Source organism: Scleromatobacter humisilvae, from assembly GCF_023231945.1.
GTDB classification, from domain to species: domain Bacteria; phylum Pseudomonadota; class Gammaproteobacteria; order Burkholderiales; family Burkholderiaceae_C; genus Scleromatobacter; species Scleromatobacter humisilvae.
Genome location: NZ_JAJLJH010000003.1, coordinates 312,528 through 327,423, shown reverse-complemented (window position 1 = coordinate 327,423; position 14,896 = coordinate 312,528). Strand labels below are relative to the sequence as shown.

General features: G+C 70.5%; 13 protein-coding genes. 5 read left to right on the top strand and 8 right to left on the bottom strand.

The window, feature by feature from the left end; genetic code table 11:
* Nucleotides 1-493 precede the first annotated feature (493 nt).
* Complete coding sequence (locus LPC04_RS14560) at nt 494-685, top strand: hypothetical protein (protein WP_275682972.1); 192 nt, start codon at nt 494-496, stop codon at nt 683-685.
* Nucleotides 686-759: 74 nt separating this feature from the next.
* On the opposite strand, the gene LPC04_RS14555 is transcribed toward LPC04_RS14560, so the two are convergent.
* Genes LPC04_RS14555 through LPC04_RS14540 form a run of 4 tightly spaced genes read right to left on the bottom strand, consistent with a single transcriptional unit; the run spans nt 760 to nt 4,343 of the window.
* Nucleotides 760-1,542, bottom strand: coding sequence for an ABC transporter permease (locus LPC04_RS14555; RefSeq protein WP_275682971.1), 783 nt, complete (start codon nt 1,540-1,542; stop codon nt 760-762).
* Nucleotides 1,539-2,468 carry an ABC transporter ATP-binding protein gene (locus LPC04_RS14550; protein WP_275682970.1) on the bottom strand — a complete coding sequence of 310 codons (930 nt, stop codon included), beginning with the start codon at nt 2,466-2,468 and terminating at the stop codon, nt 1,539-1,541. The genes LPC04_RS14555 and LPC04_RS14550 overlap by 4 nt, the downstream gene beginning before the upstream one ends.
* A 25-nt stretch (nt 2,469-2,493) precedes the next feature.
* Complete coding sequence (locus tag LPC04_RS14545) at nt 2,494-3,579, bottom strand: oxidoreductase (RefSeq protein WP_275682969.1); 1,086 nt, start codon at nt 3,577-3,579, stop codon at nt 2,494-2,496.
* Nucleotides 3,576-4,343 carry a VOC family protein gene (locus LPC04_RS14540; RefSeq protein WP_275682968.1) on the bottom strand — a complete coding sequence of 256 codons (768 nt, stop codon included), beginning with the start codon at nt 4,341-4,343 and terminating at the stop codon, nt 3,576-3,578. Before LPC04_RS14540 ends, LPC04_RS14545 begins: the two co-directional genes overlap by 4 nt.
* A 269-nt stretch (nt 4,344-4,612) precedes the next feature.
* Between LPC04_RS14540 and LPC04_RS14535 the strand changes: the two genes are divergently transcribed.
* Together LPC04_RS14535 and LPC04_RS14530 are read left to right on the top strand one after the other, a co-directional pair.
* On the top strand, nt 4,613-7,606 hold the full coding sequence (locus LPC04_RS14535; RefSeq protein WP_275682967.1) for an ExeM/NucH family extracellular endonuclease: 2,994 nt from the start codon (nt 4,613-4,615) through the stop codon (nt 7,604-7,606).
* Nucleotides 7,607-7,613: 7 nt separating this feature from the next.
* Nucleotides 7,614-8,354 (top strand): PEP-CTERM sorting domain-containing protein, encoded by a 741-nt coding sequence (locus LPC04_RS14530; protein WP_275682966.1) that lies wholly within the window; start codon nt 7,614-7,616, stop codon nt 8,352-8,354.
* 346 nt (nt 8,355-8,700) lie between these two features.
* Here the strand turns inward: LPC04_RS14530 and alkB are convergent, their stop codons facing one another.
* The 3 genes from alkB to LPC04_RS14515 are packed head-to-tail and all read right to left on the bottom strand — an operon-like array spanning nt 8,701 to nt 10,834.
* Nucleotides 8,701-9,354 carry a DNA oxidative demethylase AlkB gene (gene alkB / locus LPC04_RS14525; protein WP_275682965.1) on the bottom strand — a complete coding sequence of 218 codons (654 nt, stop codon included), beginning with the start codon at nt 9,352-9,354 and terminating at the stop codon, nt 8,701-8,703.
* Nucleotides 9,354-10,124 (bottom strand): exodeoxyribonuclease III, encoded by a 771-nt coding sequence (gene xth / locus LPC04_RS14520; RefSeq protein WP_275682964.1) that lies wholly within the window; start codon nt 10,122-10,124, stop codon nt 9,354-9,356. Before xth ends, alkB begins: the two co-directional genes overlap by 1 nt.
* Complete coding sequence (locus LPC04_RS14515; RefSeq protein WP_275682963.1) at nt 10,121-10,834, bottom strand: TetR/AcrR family transcriptional regulator; 714 nt, start codon at nt 10,832-10,834, stop codon at nt 10,121-10,123. The genes xth and LPC04_RS14515 overlap by 4 nt, the downstream gene beginning before the upstream one ends.
* Nucleotides 10,835-10,934: 100 nt before the next feature.
* On the opposite strand from LPC04_RS14515, the gene LPC04_RS14510 reads away from it, so the two are divergent.
* Together LPC04_RS14510 and LPC04_RS14505 are read left to right on the top strand one after the other, a co-directional pair.
* Nucleotides 10,935-11,789, top strand: a complete 855-nt coding sequence (locus LPC04_RS14510) for an SDR family NAD(P)-dependent oxidoreductase (RefSeq protein WP_275682962.1) — start codon at nt 10,935-10,937, stop codon at nt 11,787-11,789.
* A 13-nt stretch (nt 11,790-11,802) separates the two neighbouring features.
* The gene (locus LPC04_RS14505; RefSeq protein WP_275682961.1) at nt 11,803-14,163 is read left to right on the top strand and encodes an alpha/beta hydrolase fold domain-containing protein; all 2,361 of its coding nucleotides are present in this window, start codon (nt 11,803-11,805) and stop codon (nt 14,161-14,163) included.
* On the opposite strand, the gene LPC04_RS14500 is transcribed toward LPC04_RS14505, so the two are convergent.
* On the bottom strand, nt 14,160-14,681 hold the full coding sequence (locus LPC04_RS14500; protein WP_275682960.1) for a hypothetical protein: 522 nt from the start codon (nt 14,679-14,681) through the stop codon (nt 14,160-14,162). The genes LPC04_RS14505 and LPC04_RS14500 overlap by 4 nt on opposite strands.
* Nucleotides 14,682-14,896: the final 215 nt, after the last annotated feature.

Here is a 14,896-nt window from a genome sequence, read left to right as displayed (position 1 = left end):
GAGACACGCAACCTCTTCCAACAGCAAATGCGCCGACCGGCAGGGTGGGCGGGGCTTGGATCGCAGGCGCGACCGGCGCGGCCAGGGCCATGGGTGGCGTATGCGCCAAGCTGCCGGGCGCGGCCCGCAGGCGTCGCGCGGTCTGAATTTGACGAGAGGCCCTGGGATTCAAGGCCGTTCAGGCCGCCGAATCCGACGCACGGCAAGCCGGAGAGCCAAGCCCCCGCACGCCCTGCCGCAGTGACCATGCCGCCCAGGAACGCCCGGCGCAACGCGGCGGGCCAAAGCGCCGCAGGCAGACAAGGCATCGCGTCGAACGATGCAAGTCGAACCCACCAACGGTCCATCGCGCAAATTTGCGTTCCGCACCGCCATCGTCGCGCCCCATCGCAACACGCTTTGAAGCGACGAAGCAAGCTCCGATAGTGAACACATCGGAACACGAAACGCGCTTCCGGACAGATCAACCGCCCGACACCTTCAGGAGCCCATCATGACCAAGACCACGACCCAAGCCGCCGCCCTCGCCCTCTCCGTCCTCATGACCCTGGCCACCGTCGCCGGCATGAACGGCATCGCGACGAAGCAGTACGCGGCCGCGGACAGTCTGGCCATGGCGCCCTACGGCCTGACGCACGTCGCCGTGCAGCACGTGACCATCGTCGGCCATCGCGCCAACGCCTGAACGCCGGCGCGCCACGGGCGCGCCCTCCGCTCCTTCGAGGCCTCGCGACGCGCGGCCTCTTTTTCATTCCGGCGTCAGTTCTTCAGCCGATAGCCGGTCTTGAAGATCCAGGCCACGACCGCCATCGAGATCGCGAGGAAGCCGAGCGTCATCGCGATGCTCAAGCCGACGCTGACGTCGCCCGCGCCGTAGAACGACCAGCGGAAGCCCGAGATCAGGTAGACGACCGGGTTGAACAGCGCGACGGTCTGCCAGAACGGCGGCAGCATCGAGATCGAATAGAAGCTGCCGCCCAGGAAGGTCAGCGGCGTGACGATCAGCAGCGGGATCACCTGCAGCTTCTCGAAGCCGTCGGCCCAGATGCCGATGATGAAGCCCACCAGGCTGAACGTGACGGCCGTCAGCACCAGGAAGACCAGCATCACGAGCGGATGGTCGATGCGCAGCGGCACGAACAGCGCCGCGGTGGCCAGGATGATCAGCCCGAGGATGATGGACTTCGACGCCGCCGCGCCCACGTACGCGATCACGATCTCGATCCACGACACCGGCGCCGACAGCAGCTCGTAGATCGTGCCGGTGAACTTCGGGAAGTAGATGCCGAACGACGCGTTGGAGATGCTCTGCGTCAGCAGCGACAGCATGATCAGCCCCGGCACGATGAATGCGCCGTACGGGATGCCGCCCACCGTCTGGATGCGCGAGCCGATGGCCGCGCCGAACACGACGAAGTACAGCGAGGTGGAAATGACCGGCGAGATGATGCTCTGCATCAGCGTGCGCCAGGTGCGCGCCATCTCGAAGTTGTAGATCGCACGCACCGCATGCCAGTTGGGGTTCGCGACCTGCGTGCTCATTGCTTGCCTCCCTCGACCAGGCTGACGAAGATGTCCTCCAGCGAGCTCTGCCGCGTGCGCAGGTCCTTGTACGGGATGCCGGCGTCGTTGACGTGCTTCATGAAGTCGACGATGCCGCGCGCCTCGCTGCGCGTGTCGTAGGTGTAGGTCAGCTCGGTGCCGTCCGGCGACAGCGCCAGTTCGTAGTCGCGCAGCGCCGCGGGAACCTCGGCGGCCGCGTCCTGCAGCACGAGCGTCACCTGCTTCTTGCCGAGCTTGCGCATCAGCTCGGTCTTGTCCTCGACCAGCAGCAGCTGGCCCTTGGTGATGACGCCGATGCGGTCGGCCATCTCCTCGGCTTCCTCGATGTAGTGCGTGGTCAGGATGATGGTGACGCCGGTTGCGCGCAGCTCGCGCACCAGCTGCCACATGTCGCGCCGCAGCTCGACATCCACGCCCGCGGTGGGCTCGTCGAGGAACAGGACCTGAGGCTCGTGCGACAGCGCCTTGGCGATCATCACGCGCCGCTTCATGCCGCCCGACAGCGTGCGGATGCGGTTGTCCTTCTTGTCCCACAGCGACAGCGCCTTCAGCGTCTTCTCGATGTGCGCGGGATCCGGCGCGCGGCCGAACAGGCCGCGGCTGAACGAAACGGTGTCCCACACGGTCTCGAAGGCATCGGTGGTGAGCTCCTGCGGCACCAGGCCGATCAGCGAGCGCGACAGGCGGTAGTCACCGACGATGTCGTGGCCGTCCACCGTCACGCTGCCTTCGCTGGCGGTGACGATGCCGCAGACGATGCTGATCAGCGTGGTCTTGCCGGCGCCATTGGGCCCCAGCAGCGCGAGGATCTCGCCCTTGCGGATCTCGAGGTCGATCGCCTTGAGGGCGCTGAATCCGGACGCATAGGTCTTGGAGACGTTCTTGACGGACAGGATGGGCTGCATGGCGCGCAGTATCCCGCGCCCGCGTTCATCGTGCTGGCGCGTCCTCGAACGTCCATTCCAGCTCGCGGCGTTCCTCCGCGCTGCGGATGCCCAGCTCGATCAGCCCCATCACCGCCAGCGCCTCCTCGGGCGGCACCGGGTTCGCCGCCTCGCCGCGGATCGCCGCCGCGACGCCCGCGAAATAGGCCATGTGCGCGCCGGGCAGCATCCGCACGGGCTCGACGACGGCCGTGCCGTCGCCCGCGCGCGTGACGCGCGACGCGCGCCCGGGGTCGATGCCCCAGCCGGGCTGCGGCGGCCACGTCGGGCGCACGCCGGCCTTCAGCGCGTCCTCCTGCGCGTCCAGCCCGTCCTTGACGAAGCTCGCCAGCGTGCCGTGCACCGCGAAGCGCGGCGCGCTCGCGGCCATCAGCATGCCGGCGTGCAGGTGCACGCGCAGGCGGTCGTAGCGCAGGCTGGCGTGGAACCAGTCGTCGGCCAGCGCGCCGTCGCGCGTGAGCTCGCGCTCCAGCGAGATCGCGCGCGGGCGGCCGAACAGCTGCATCGCCTGGTCGACCAGGTGCGGGCCGAGGTCGAACCACAGCCCCGCGCCCGGGCCCGCGGCCTCGCGCCAGCGCTGGCGCACCTCGGGCCGCCAGCGGTCGTGGCGCGAGTTCAACTCGACGACGCGGCCCAGCGCGCCGTCCGCCACCAGCTGTTGCAGCGTCAGGAAGTCGCCGTCCCAGCGCCGGTTGTGGAACACCGACAGCACGCGGCCTCGCTCGCGCGCGAGCGCAACGAGCTCGCGCGCGTCGTCCAGCGCCACGGTGAAGGGCTTGTCGACGACGACGTGCCGACCCGCCAGCAGCGCCGCGCGCGCAAGCGGGTGATGCGTGTCGTTGGGCGTGGCGATGACGACGAGGTCGAGGTCGTCGCGCGCGATCAGCTCGGCCGGGGTCGCGTGCACGGTCACGCCGGGCCAGTCGGCGTGCACCTTGGCCGCGTCGGAGCTGGCGACCGCGGCCAGCTCGAGCGCCGGCACCGCGGCGATCAGCGGCGCGTGGAAGGTCTTGCCGGCGTAGCCATAGCCGATCAGCCCGACCTTGAGGCGCGCGTCGGTCGCCACCGTCACTTGGTCATCGACATCAGCGCAAAGACCGCGCCCTGCGGATCGAGGCCGTGCAGCACCCAGCTGCCGCCGGGCACCTGCATCGGGCCCATCGTGACCTGGCCGCCGCGCTGCGCGACGCGCGCCGCCGCGGCGTCGATCGCGTCGACGTGGAAGTAGTAGCGCCAGCCCGGCGTCGGCGCGTCGGGCTCCTTGGTCATGATCGCGCCGGAGGGCACGCCGTCGATCTCGAACAGCTGGTAGGTGCCCAGCGGGCCCATCGGCAGGCCCTCGCCCTTGGTCCAGCCGAACAGCGTCGCGTAGAAATCGAAGACGGCGGCGCCGTCCATCGCGCGCAGCTCGTGCCAGCCGGTGGTGCCCGGCGCCCCGGCGGGCGGCATCGGCGGCGGGTCGCTGCGCAAGGGCTTGAACAGCATGAACGCGGCGTTCTGCGGATCGGCGACGACGGCGAAGCGGCCGATGCCGGGGATGTCCTCGGCCGGACGCAGCACCTTGCCGCCGGCCGCGAGCACGCGCGCCGCCATCGCGTCGACATCGTCGACCGCGAGATAGCCCGACCACGCGGACGGCGCGCCGATCGCCTTCAGCTCGTCGGGCGTCTGCATCACGCCGGCGACCTGCGCGTCGCCGACCATCATCAGCGTGTAGATGCCGCCGGGCATGCCCGAGTCCTGCGCGCTCCAGCCGACGACCTGCTTGTAGAAATCGATCGCGGCGGGCGCGTCGGCGGTCATCAACTCGTACCAGACGAAATGGGCAGCGGACATGGCGGGCTCCTGTCGTGGGTGGGACTGGCGGCGATTATGCGCGGCCCTCGCGGGCACGCAACGGGCTCGCCCGCGCGCCCGAAATGACGGCCATGTGAATCGAGATGTCGACTGCGGGAAAGTCCCCGGGGCCGCTGTGGCGGGCTCACCTGATCGGGGGATGCGGCGACCTCGGACACATACCGGTCACCGTACCGTCATGCGGCGCCAAGACACTGCGGCCGGCTTTCGATTTCCTTTCAGATTCCGCTTCCCACAAGGACACTCCCATGCTCCGGGCCATCCCCCATCGTCTCTCCGCGATCGCACGCGGCGCCACCGCGCTGCTGGCCGCCGTCGCCGTTCCCTCGTTCGCTTCCACGTCGGGGGTGGTCATCAGCCAGGTGTTCGGCGGCAACGGCGCCGCGCCGAATGCGTACGCCTCCGACTACGTCGAGCTGTTCAACGCCGGCAGCACGGCGCAGTCGATCTCGGGCTGGTCGATCCAGTACAGCAGCGCCGCGGGCACGGGCACCTTCGCCAGCAACGGCGTCACCGCGCTGAGCGGCACGCTGCAGCCGGGCCAGCACTATCTCGTGCAGCTGGTCACCACCACCGGCAACCCGCTGCCGGTCGCCGGTGACGTCGCCAACAACGGCCTGAACATCTCGGGCACGGCGGGCAAGGTCGTCCTCGTCAACACGGCGAGCGGCCTGGCCTGCAATGGCGCGTCGAGCGCGTGCAGCGCGGCACAGCTCGCGAGCATCGTCGACCTGGTCGGCTACGGCTCGACGGCCAACTTCTCCGAAGGCAGCCCGGCCCCGGCGCCGTCCTCGACCACCGCGATCCTGCGCGTCAACGGCGGCTGCACCGACACCAACAACAACGCCGCCGACTTCGCCACCGGCACGCCGCTGCCGCGCAACTCGCTGACGGCGCCGGCGCCGTGCAGCGGCGGCACGACGCCGCCTCCTCCGCCGCCGCCGGCCCCGCCGCCGTCCGCCCCGACTGCCGCGATCTGGCAGATCCAGGGCAGCGGCGCGACGAGCCCGTACGTTGGCCAGACGGTCACGACGTCCGGCGTCGTCACCAAGGTCAACAACAACGGCTTCTTCCTGCAGGATCCGATCGGCGACGGCGACCCGGCGACGTCGGACGGCATCTTCGTCTTCACCAACACGGCGCCAACGGTCAGCGCGGGCCAGGCCGTGACGCTCACGGGCAAGGTCTCCGAGTTCAACGTCGGCACGGCGACCAACACCGACACCGCCGCGCACACCGTCACCGAGCTGGGCGGCGTCACCAACCTGACGGTGACCGGCAGCGGCAGCGTCGCGCCGCTGGTGCTGTCGTTCCCGTTCGCGACGCAGGACGCGATGGAGCGCTACGAGGGCATGCTCGTCACGCTGGCCGGCCCGTTCACCGTGCAGCAGAACTACTTCCTCGGCCGCTTCGGCCAGATGACGCTGGGCACCGGCGGCCGCCTGTGGACGCCCACCAACGTCTACCGCCCGAGCGCCGATCCCGCGAGCCAGGGCCAGCTGCTCAATGCCGACAACATCCGCCGCTCCATCGTGCTGGACGACGGCAGCACGCTGCAGAACCCGAACCCGACGCCCTACATCCTGTCCGACAGCTCGCCGCTGGCCGGCACCTCGGTCAACATGGTGCTCGCGGGCGACACGGTGGGCGCCATCACCGGCGTCATCGACTACGGCCTGACGACCTCGTCCACGTCCGACCCGGGCGCGTACAAGATCCACCCGACGCAGCCGGTGAGCTTCACGCGCGTGAGCCAGCCGGGCGTGGTCGACGCCGACGACGTCGGCGCGGCCAACATCCGCGTGGGCAGCGCCAACATCGAGAACTTCTTCACCACGCTCAACGACGGCACCAACAAGTGCCCGCCGTCGAACACGGCCGACGACTGCCGCGGCGCCAACAGCGCCTCGGAGCTCTCGCGCCAGACCAACAAGGTGGTGCGCGAGCTCGCCGGCATGAACGCCGACGCGATCGCGCTGATGGAGCTGCAGAACAACGGCAACACCACGATCCAGTACCTGGTCGACTCGCTCAACGCCTACCTCGGCGCGACGACGTACGCGCGCGTGCCGTTCGCGGCCACGGGCGGCGGCACCGACGCGATCCAGGTGGGCATGATCTACCGTCCGTCGCGCCTGTCGCTGGTGGGCGCGGCGCTGAGCGACACCGCCGCGGTCAACAACCGCGCGCCGATGGCCCAGACCTTCGCGGCCGCCAACGGCGAGAAATTCACGCTGATCGCCAACCACCTGAAGTCCAAAGACTGCGGCGACGCCACGCCGGGCCCGGGCGATGCCGACGCGGGCGACGGCCAGGGCTGCTTCAACGCGCGCCGCGTGCAGCAGGCCGACGAGCTGCGCGCGTTCGCCGCGCGCGTGCAGTCGACGAGCGGCGTGGCCGACACGCTGATGGTGGGCGACTTCAACGCCTACGCCAAGGAAGACCCGGTCTACGACCTGACCAGCAACGGCTTCGTCGACCAGATCGGCCGCTATCTCGACAAGCCCGGCTCGAACTCGTACGGCTACTCGTACGTGTTCAACGGCAGCTCGGGCCGCCTCGACCAGGCGATCACGAGCAGCTCGCTGTCGCCCAAGGTGACGGGCGTCAGCGAGTGGCACATCAACGCCGACTCGCCGCTGGTGATCGACTACAACCTGGAGTTCAAGCAGCCGGCCTGCCCGACCTGCAACCCCGACTACACCCTCGACACGGTCAACACGCCGTACCGCGCCTCCGACCACGACCCGATCGTCATCGGCCTGAACCTGGTGCACGCGATCAACGGCACGTCCGCCAACGACACCATCGTCGGCACCGCCGGCGACGACGTCATCACCGGCGGCGTCGGCGCCGACCGCCTCACCGGCAACGGCGGACGCGACGTGTTCGTCTACACGTCGATGCGCGACGCGGCCGACACCATCACCGACTTCATGCCCAACGACGACCGCCTCGACCTGGGCGCGCTGCTGGCCAGCATCGGCGCGAACGCGTCGACCGCCGTCGCCAACGGCGTCGTGCAGTGGCAGCAGTCCGGCGCCAACACGGTGGTGCTGATCGACGCCGACGGCAAGGCCGGGCCGGCCGTGCCGCACCTGCTGGTCACGCTGCTCAACGTCAACGCCGCCAGCATCGATCCGGTGCGCGACTTCGGCCTGGGCGCGCCCGCGGCCGTCACGTCGGCCGTCAAGGCCTCGGTCAAGGCCGCGGCCGTGCGCACCGCCGTCAAAACCAAGTGAGTTCCCCATGAAGCAAACCTCCTTCGCCGCGCTGTCGGCCCTCGCCCTGGCGCTCGCCGCCGGGTCCGCCGACGCCCAGGTCGCCAACGGCAGCTTCGCCGGCCTGGCCGGCTGGTCCACCGCCGGCGACGCCGCGTCGGTGGCCACGGGCGGCACGCACCTGGTGCTGACCAACGCCTACTCGGACGGCCTGGACGATGCCGACGGCATCAACCGCAACCTGTCGCACAACGATCCGTGGCCCACCGACCTCGGCGGCGGCGACCTCGAGAGCTTCGTCGGCGTGCCCGATGGCGCGCTCGATCCGGACACGGCCAACTTCGTCGACGCCGTGGAGGGCTCGGCCGCGCTGCAGACCTTCACCACCGCGGCGGGCGGCACGCTGTCCTTCCAATGGGACTTCGCGACCACGCAGCCCGGCGGCGACCCGTCGCTGTCCGACCAGGCCTTCGTGGTGATCGACGGCAAGGTGATCACGCTGGCCAGCACGCTGGCCGCGACCAACGTGCTGGCCGGGGGCGCCTACGCGGCCGACACGGGCTGGGCCCGCTGGTCGGCGACGCTGGGCGCGGGCGCGCACACGATCGCGTTCGGCGTGGCCGACGTCGGTTCGGCGAGCGACACATCGGCGCTGTCGGTCACGGGCGTGAGCGTGAGCAGCGTGCCGGAGGCGTCGTCGCTGGCGATGTGGGTCGCGGGTCTCGGGCTGCTGGCAGCGCTGCAGCGCCGTCGCCGCAGCCACGGCTGATCGCTCCTGCATCGATGCGGAGCCGGGGCCGATGCCCCGGCTTTCGAGGACGCGAGCGCCGGCCGGCTGGTTCGCTGCCACGGATCCGTCGCTGTCAACCCCTCGCTTGCCCGAGGCACCGTTTCGTTGTCCACAGCGTCTGGGGACAAGCCTGTGGAAAAGGATGGGTCACCGTCGCGCGGCCCGCCAAATGCCGTGCTTTTTGCTGGATTGCACGCGGACGAGGCAGTGTCACGGATTTGCCATGATTGTCATGTGACACGCGTGTGTCAGCGCCCGCGGCGCCCCAACGCAGTGCGGGGCGAGGCCACCTTCGAAGCATCTGCTTACAGCTGATCACGACCGTTCAGGGCCTGACCTTGCGGAAGGTGAGGTTGATCCGATGGCCTCCGGCGAACGGGTGCTCGCCGTCCTTGAGCGCCAGCACGCCATGGAAGCGCAGCCGCGATGGGCCGCCCCACACGACCACGTCGCCGTGATGCAGCGCGACGCGGCGGGCCTTGTCGGCACGCGCGTCGCCGCCCCACAGGAACACGGCCGGCAGGCCCAGCGACACCGAGACGATGGGCGCGCGCAGGTCCTTCTCGTCGCGATCCTGGTGCATCGACAGCCGCGCGCCCGGCGCGTAGCGGTTGATCAGGCAGGCGTCGGGGACGAAGCCGTCATAACCGGCGCGTGCAGCGGCGTCGCGGGCCAGCGCAAGGAACGAATCCGGCAGCGCCGGCCAGCGCGCGCCCGACTCCGGGTCGACCGGGTCGTAGCGGTAGCCGCGCCGATCCGACACCCAGCCCAGCTCGCCGCAGTTGGTCATCGCCACCGACATGCGAAAGCCGCCCGGCGTGATGAGGTGGCGGAACGGCGCCGCGGCCGTGACGCGGGCGACGTCGTCCTTCAACGCGGCCTCGCGCGCGCTCGCGAAGCCGCGCAGCACCACTGCGCCGGGATCGAGGAGTTCGTCCTCCAGCTCGGGCGTGTCCGCGGCGAACAGGTCCAGCGTCATCAGCCCAGCACGACCCAGGTCGGCGCGTGGTCGCTTGCCTTTTCCTTGCCGCGCTGCTCGCGGTCGACGTTGGCGTCGACGAGATGCGCGGCGAGGTCGGGCGACAGCAGCAGGTGGTCGATGCGCAGGCCCGCGTTGCGCGGCCAGCGGTTGCGCAGGTAGTCCCAGAACGTGTAGATGCGCTCGTCGGGATGCTTCGCGCGGATGGCGTCCGTCCAGCCCTGCTTCAGCAATGCGGCGTAGGCGGCGCGGCTCTCGGGCTGCAGCAGCGCGTCGTTCAGCCACGAGCGGGTGTCGTAGATGTCGAAGTCGGTGGGCACGACGTTGTAGTCGCCGGCCAGCACGACCGGGCGCTTCTCCTTGAGCAGCGACTTCGCGTGCTGGTTGAAGCGCTCGAACCACGCGAGCTTGTAGTCGAACCGGGGGCCGGGCTGCGGGTTGCCGTTGGGCAGGTAGAGCGAGGCGACGACGACGCCGTCGACCTCGGCCTCGATGTAGCGGCTGTGTGTGTCGTCGACGCCGCCGGGCAGCTCACGCAGGCGTTCGACCGGCGTCGCGTCGCGCGCGAGGATGGCCACGCCGTTGTACGACTTCTGCCCCGACCAGATCGCGCCGTAGCCCGCTCCGTGGATCGCCTCCAGTGGGAACGTCTCGTTGGAGGTCTTGATCTCCTGCAGGCAGGCGATGTCGGGTTGCGACTCCTCCAGCCACTCGAGCAGCCGCGGCAGGCGGCCGTTGATGCCGTTGACGTTGTAGGTGGCGATCTTCATGGCACGGCGCGAGCATTCGACATGCCCGACTCCGCCGTCAGCGCGCCCATCGTTCCCATCGCGACGAGCACGCACGTGCGCACGACGTCGCGCCGCGGCAGCCTGTAGCCGCCGGTCATCCACATCTTGGCGACCTGCAGCGCCGCGCCGACCAGCGCGCGGCCCAGCAGTTCGCGCCTCGCCTTGGACAGCTTGAGCGTGGGATGCGTGGCCGACAGCGGCGCGATCGTCAACGCCGCCATCGCGCGCGCCGACTCCTCATACAGCGCGTCCATCTCCGGGCTGACGCCGAGGATCTCGACGAGCAGGATGCGCGCGACGCGCGGGTCGCGCACGGTGTCGAACCACAGCTCGTAGGCGGCGGTGACCTGGCGTTCGATGGCGGCGGCGTCGCCGCGCCAGTCTTCCGACGTGAACGACTCCTGCGTCAGGCGCGTCGCGAAGCGATCCTTCAGCGAGTGGTAGACCGCGGCGAGCAAGGCCTCGAGCGTGGGGAACGACTCGTAGAAGTAGCGATCGGTCAGCCCCGCCGCCGCGCAGACGCCGCGCACCGTCGCGCCGCGGAAGCCCTGCGTGCCGAACAGCTCGACGCCGGCCTTGATGAAGCGCGCGCGGCGCGCGGCCACGCGCTCCTCCATCGCGAGCCCGCCGTACGGACGTGCGGTCGGGGGGTCGGCGGGTTTCGCGACAGACTTCGCGGAGGCGGGCATCCCCCTATTTGACACGAAACATCGCGCCGCCTACGATTCCGCCCACATCTGACGACACGCGTCGTCACTTTCGCGACACAACGACGATGATGGAGACCGAATGGCCGGCATGAAACCCTGGACGCTGCGCGGCGGCGTCGCCGTCGTCACCGGCGCGGCGAGCGGCATCGGCGCGGCGCTGGCCGTCAACCTCGCGCGGCGCGGCATGCATCTCGCGCTGGTCGACCTCGACGCCGCCGGCCTCGAGTCGACCGCCGCGCAGGCGCGCGCCGCGGGCGTCAACGTGAGCACGCACGCGATGGACGTGGCCGACCGCGCCGCCGTCGCCGCGCTGCCGGCCGCCGTGCTCGCGGCGCATGGCCGCGTCACGGCGCTCGTCAACAACGCGGGCGTCGCGCTGGGCGGCCTGTTCGAGCAGGTCGACGCCGACGACTTCGACTGGCTGATGAATATCAACTTCGGTGCCACCGTGTGCCTGACGCGGGCGTTCCTGCCGCTGCTCGCGCGCGAGGGTGCGGCGCAGGTCGTCAACGTCTCGAGCATCTTCGGCATCATCGCGCCGCCGGGGCAGACGGCCTACGCCGCGTCCAAGTTCGCGGTGCGCGGCTTCTCCGAGTCGCTGCGCCACGAGCTCGAGATGAACGGCTCGCCGGTGGGCGTGACGATCGTGCATCCGGGCGGCGTGCGCACCGCCATCTCCGAGAACGCGCGCCTGGCCAAGGGCCTCGACGCGCTGGACGTGCAGCGCGAGCGCGCCAACTGGCGCAGCCTGCTCGCGCTCGCGCCGGAGGCGGCCGCCGAGACCATCGCGGTGGCCATCGAACGCCGCGCCCCGCGCGTGCTGGTCGGCCAGGACGCCAAGGCCGCCGCACTGGTGCAGCGGCTGTTCCCGGTGACGTACTGGAAGCATGTCGCGCGCGACCTCGCGCGCCGCATCAAGCGCAAGCCGGCCTGAAGGAGAATCGACCATGGCCAGCTGGCAAGCAAGACTCGCCCGTCGCATCGTGCGCAAGCGCGTGCGCCCCGCCCTCGGCGACATGACCGACCTGATGCGCGTGCGCAAGGTCATGTCCGCCGCGATGCCGCCGCTCAAGGGCGTCACGTATACGCGCGACGCGCTTGGCGGCGTGCCCGGCGAATGGATCGAGCGCGAGGGCGTCGCCGACATCGCGGCGAGTCCGCGCCCGACGCTGATGTACGTGCACGGCGGCGGCTTCGTCGGCTGCTCGCCGCGCACGCATCGCCCCATCACGTCGGCGTTCGCGCTGCAGGGCTTCCGCGTGTTCGCGCCCGACTACCGGCTCGCGCCCGAGCATCCGTTCCCGGCCCCGCTGGACGACGTCGCCGCCGCCTGGCGCGCGCTGCGCGCGAAGCACGACGCCGACTCGCCGGGCCAGCGCCTCGTCCTCGCGGGCGAGAGCGCAGGCGGCAACCTGTCGCTCGCGCTGATGCTGGTGCTGCGCGACGCCGGCGAGCCGCTGCCGGACGCGGCCGCGCTGTTCTCGCCGGCCACCGACCTCACCGGCGGCAGCCCGTCGATCGACGGCAACGGCGAGCGCGACGCGATGTTCCACGGGCCGTCGCTGGCCAACCTCGGCAACGCCTACCTGGGCGTCGGCGGCGACGCGACGGATCCGCGCGTCTCGCCGTTGTTCGGGGAGCTGCACGGCCTGCCGCCGCTGCTGTTCCACGTCGCCGCCGAGGAGGCGCTGCGCGACGACGGCCTGCGCTTCGCCGAGAAGGCGCGCGCCGCGGGCGTGCATGTCGAGACCAGCGTGTGGCCCGTCGTGCCGCACGCGTGGCAGCTGCTCGCGAAGCTGCCCGAGGCGCGGCGATCGATCGCGCGCGCCGGCGAGTTCCTGCGCGGCGCCACGCGCGACGCGATCGAGCACCTGGACACGCTCATCATCGGCGCCGGCCTCTCGGGCATCGGCGCGGCCGTGCACCTGCAGAACGACTTCCCGGGCCGCCGCTTCGCGATCCTCGAGAGCCGCGGCGCGATCGGCGGCACATGGGACCTGTTCCGCTATCCGGGTGTCCGCTCCGATTCCGACATGTACACCCTGGGGTATGCGTTCAAGCCGTGGACGGACCCGAAGTCGCTGGCCGACGGACCCGCGATCCGCAAGTACATCGTCGACACCGCGGTGGAGCACGGCATCGACCGCCTGATCCGCTTCGGGCACAAGGTGGTGCGCGCCGACTGGTCGTCCGCCGACGCGCGCTGGACGCTGGAGATCGAGCGCGCGGACGGCAGGCGCTCGCGCATCAGCTGCAACTTCCTGCTCGCCTGCAGCGGCTACTACCGCTACTCGGAAGGCCACATGCCCGAGTTCGCCGGCAGCGCCGACTTCCGCGGCCGCCTCGTGCATCCGCAGTTCTGGCCGGCCGACCTCGACTACGCCGGCAAGCGCGTGGTCGTCATCGGCAGCGGCGCGACGGCCGTCACGCTGGTGCCCGAGATGGCGCGCAGCGCGGCCCACGTGACCATGCTGCAGCGCTCGCCGACCTACGTGTTCTCGCTGCCCGCGCGCGACCCGATCGCCGACACGCTGCGCCGCCGCCTGCCGCGCATGCTCGCCTACCGGCTCACGCGCACCAAGAACATCGGCATGGGAATGCTGTTCTTCAGGCTGTCGCGGCGCTGGCCCGCGAAGATGCGCCAGAACCTGATCGGCCTGGTGCGCAAGGCGCTGGGCCCGGCGCACGACGTCGACACGCACTTCACGCCGCGCTACGACCCGTGGGACCAGCGCGTCTGCTTCGTGCCGGACGGCGACCTGTTCGAGGCCATCAAGGCCGGCAGCGCCGACGTCGTCACCGACCAGATCGCCCGCTTCACGCCCGACGGCATCCGACTGCAGTCGGGCCGCGAACTGCAAGCCGACATCGTCGTCTCGGCCACCGGCCTGACGCTGAACCTGCTGGGCGACGTCGCGTTCGCGATCGACGGCCAGCCGGTCGACTTCTCGAAGACGCTGGGCTACAAGGGCATGATGTTCAGCGGCGTGCCCAACCTGATCTACACCTTCGGCTACACCAACGCGTCGTGGACGCTGAAGGCCGACCTCACCGCGAACTACGCGTCGCGCCTGTTCGCGTACATGGACAAGCACGGCCTGCGCACCGCGACGCCGGTCAGCGAGCCCGGCGTCGAGACGCGGCCGTTCCTCGACTTCTCGTCCGGCTACGTGCGGCGCGCCATCGACATGATGCCCAAGCAGGGCGCGAAGGCGCCGTGGCGGCTGTACCAGAACTATGTGCTGGACCTGCTGACGCTGCGCTACGCGCGCATCGCCGACGGCACGCTGCGCTTCGGCAAGAACTAGTCGGTACCGTGCTGCTCGATGCGCACCAGCTCGAAGCTGGTGCCGTCGTGCCAGGGCGTCGCCTTGAACACGCGCTGCGAGTGTTCGGTGCCGACCTTGTAGAGCCGCGCACCGGCGTCGCTCGAGTCGCTGTCGCAGGTCACCGGCTTGTCCTTGTCGGACTTGTCGTCATGGCGGGACTTCGGCGCATCCGGCTTCTTCGCGGCGCGGCTGCAATCGAGCACCGGGCCGTACCTGGCCAGCGCGTCGCGATAGAAGGCGGCGACCTTGTCGATGCCGTCGACGCTGCGATAGCTCGCGACGGCCAGCTTGATGCCGAAGGACTCGCCCCAGAGGCCGAACGAGAAGCCCGTCGGATCGCCGCTGGGGTCGGATCGCCTGATCGAGCCGGGATACGCCGGCAGGCCGACGTCCGCGGCGTCGGCGCTGGCGTGAAGGTCGAGGCCTCCAGCGTCGCTGGCGCCTGCGGCCAGCGCGAGGGCAAGCGCCACGAAGGCAGCGCGGCGAGTAGCGGTCATCCCGATCTCCTGGGTTCTGGAATGTCGCGCAGCGTAGGACCACCGCCGCCTCGGCGCCAACCCGTCGCGACGAGCCGGCGACGCGCGCCGACGAACTGCAGCGGCCGTCGACGAACCGCATTGACCCTGGACGAGCCTGGCCTTGCGCCTTGCGCTGCAATCGCGCTTTCCACCTGGGGTCAGGTCTTGCCTTTTGCCTCCGCTGCGGGGTCAGG

What these genes read in the sequence shown, in the direction of transcription:
- LPC04_RS14560 (WP_275682972.1), top strand. Translation starts at nt 494, where the DNA reads ATGACCAAGACCACGACCCAAGCCGCCGCCCTCGCCCTCTCCGTCCTC.
- LPC04_RS14555 (WP_275682971.1), bottom strand. Translation starts at nt 1,542, where the DNA reads ATGAGCACGCAGGTCGCGAACCCCAACTGGCATGCGGTGCGTGCGATC.
- LPC04_RS14550 (WP_275682970.1), bottom strand. Translation starts at nt 2,468, where the DNA reads ATGCAGCCCATCCTGTCCGTCAAGAACGTCTCCAAGACCTATGCGTCC.
- LPC04_RS14540 (WP_275682968.1), bottom strand. Translation starts at nt 4,343, where the DNA reads ATGTCCGCTGCCCATTTCGTCTGGTACGAGTTGATGACCGCCGACGCG.
- LPC04_RS14535 (WP_275682967.1), top strand. Translation starts at nt 4,613, where the DNA reads ATGCTCCGGGCCATCCCCCATCGTCTCTCCGCGATCGCACGCGGCGCC.
- LPC04_RS14530 (WP_275682966.1), top strand. Translation starts at nt 7,614, where the DNA reads ATGAAGCAAACCTCCTTCGCCGCGCTGTCGGCCCTCGCCCTGGCGCTC.
- alkB (WP_275682965.1), bottom strand. Translation starts at nt 9,354, where the DNA reads ATGACGCTGGACCTGTTCGCCGCGGACACGCCCGAGCTGGAGGACGAA.
- xth (WP_275682964.1), bottom strand. Translation starts at nt 10,124, where the DNA reads ATGAAGATCGCCACCTACAACGTCAACGGCATCAACGGCCGCCTGCCG.
- LPC04_RS14515 (WP_275682963.1), bottom strand. Translation starts at nt 10,834, where the DNA reads ATGCCCGCCTCCGCGAAGTCTGTCGCGAAACCCGCCGACCCCCCGACC.
- LPC04_RS14510 (WP_275682962.1), top strand. Translation starts at nt 10,935, where the DNA reads ATGGCCGGCATGAAACCCTGGACGCTGCGCGGCGGCGTCGCCGTCGTC.
- LPC04_RS14505 (WP_275682961.1), top strand. Translation starts at nt 11,803, where the DNA reads ATGGCCAGCTGGCAAGCAAGACTCGCCCGTCGCATCGTGCGCAAGCGC.
- LPC04_RS14500 (WP_275682960.1), bottom strand. Translation starts at nt 14,681, where the DNA reads ATGACCGCTACTCGCCGCGCTGCCTTCGTGGCGCTTGCCCTCGCGCTG.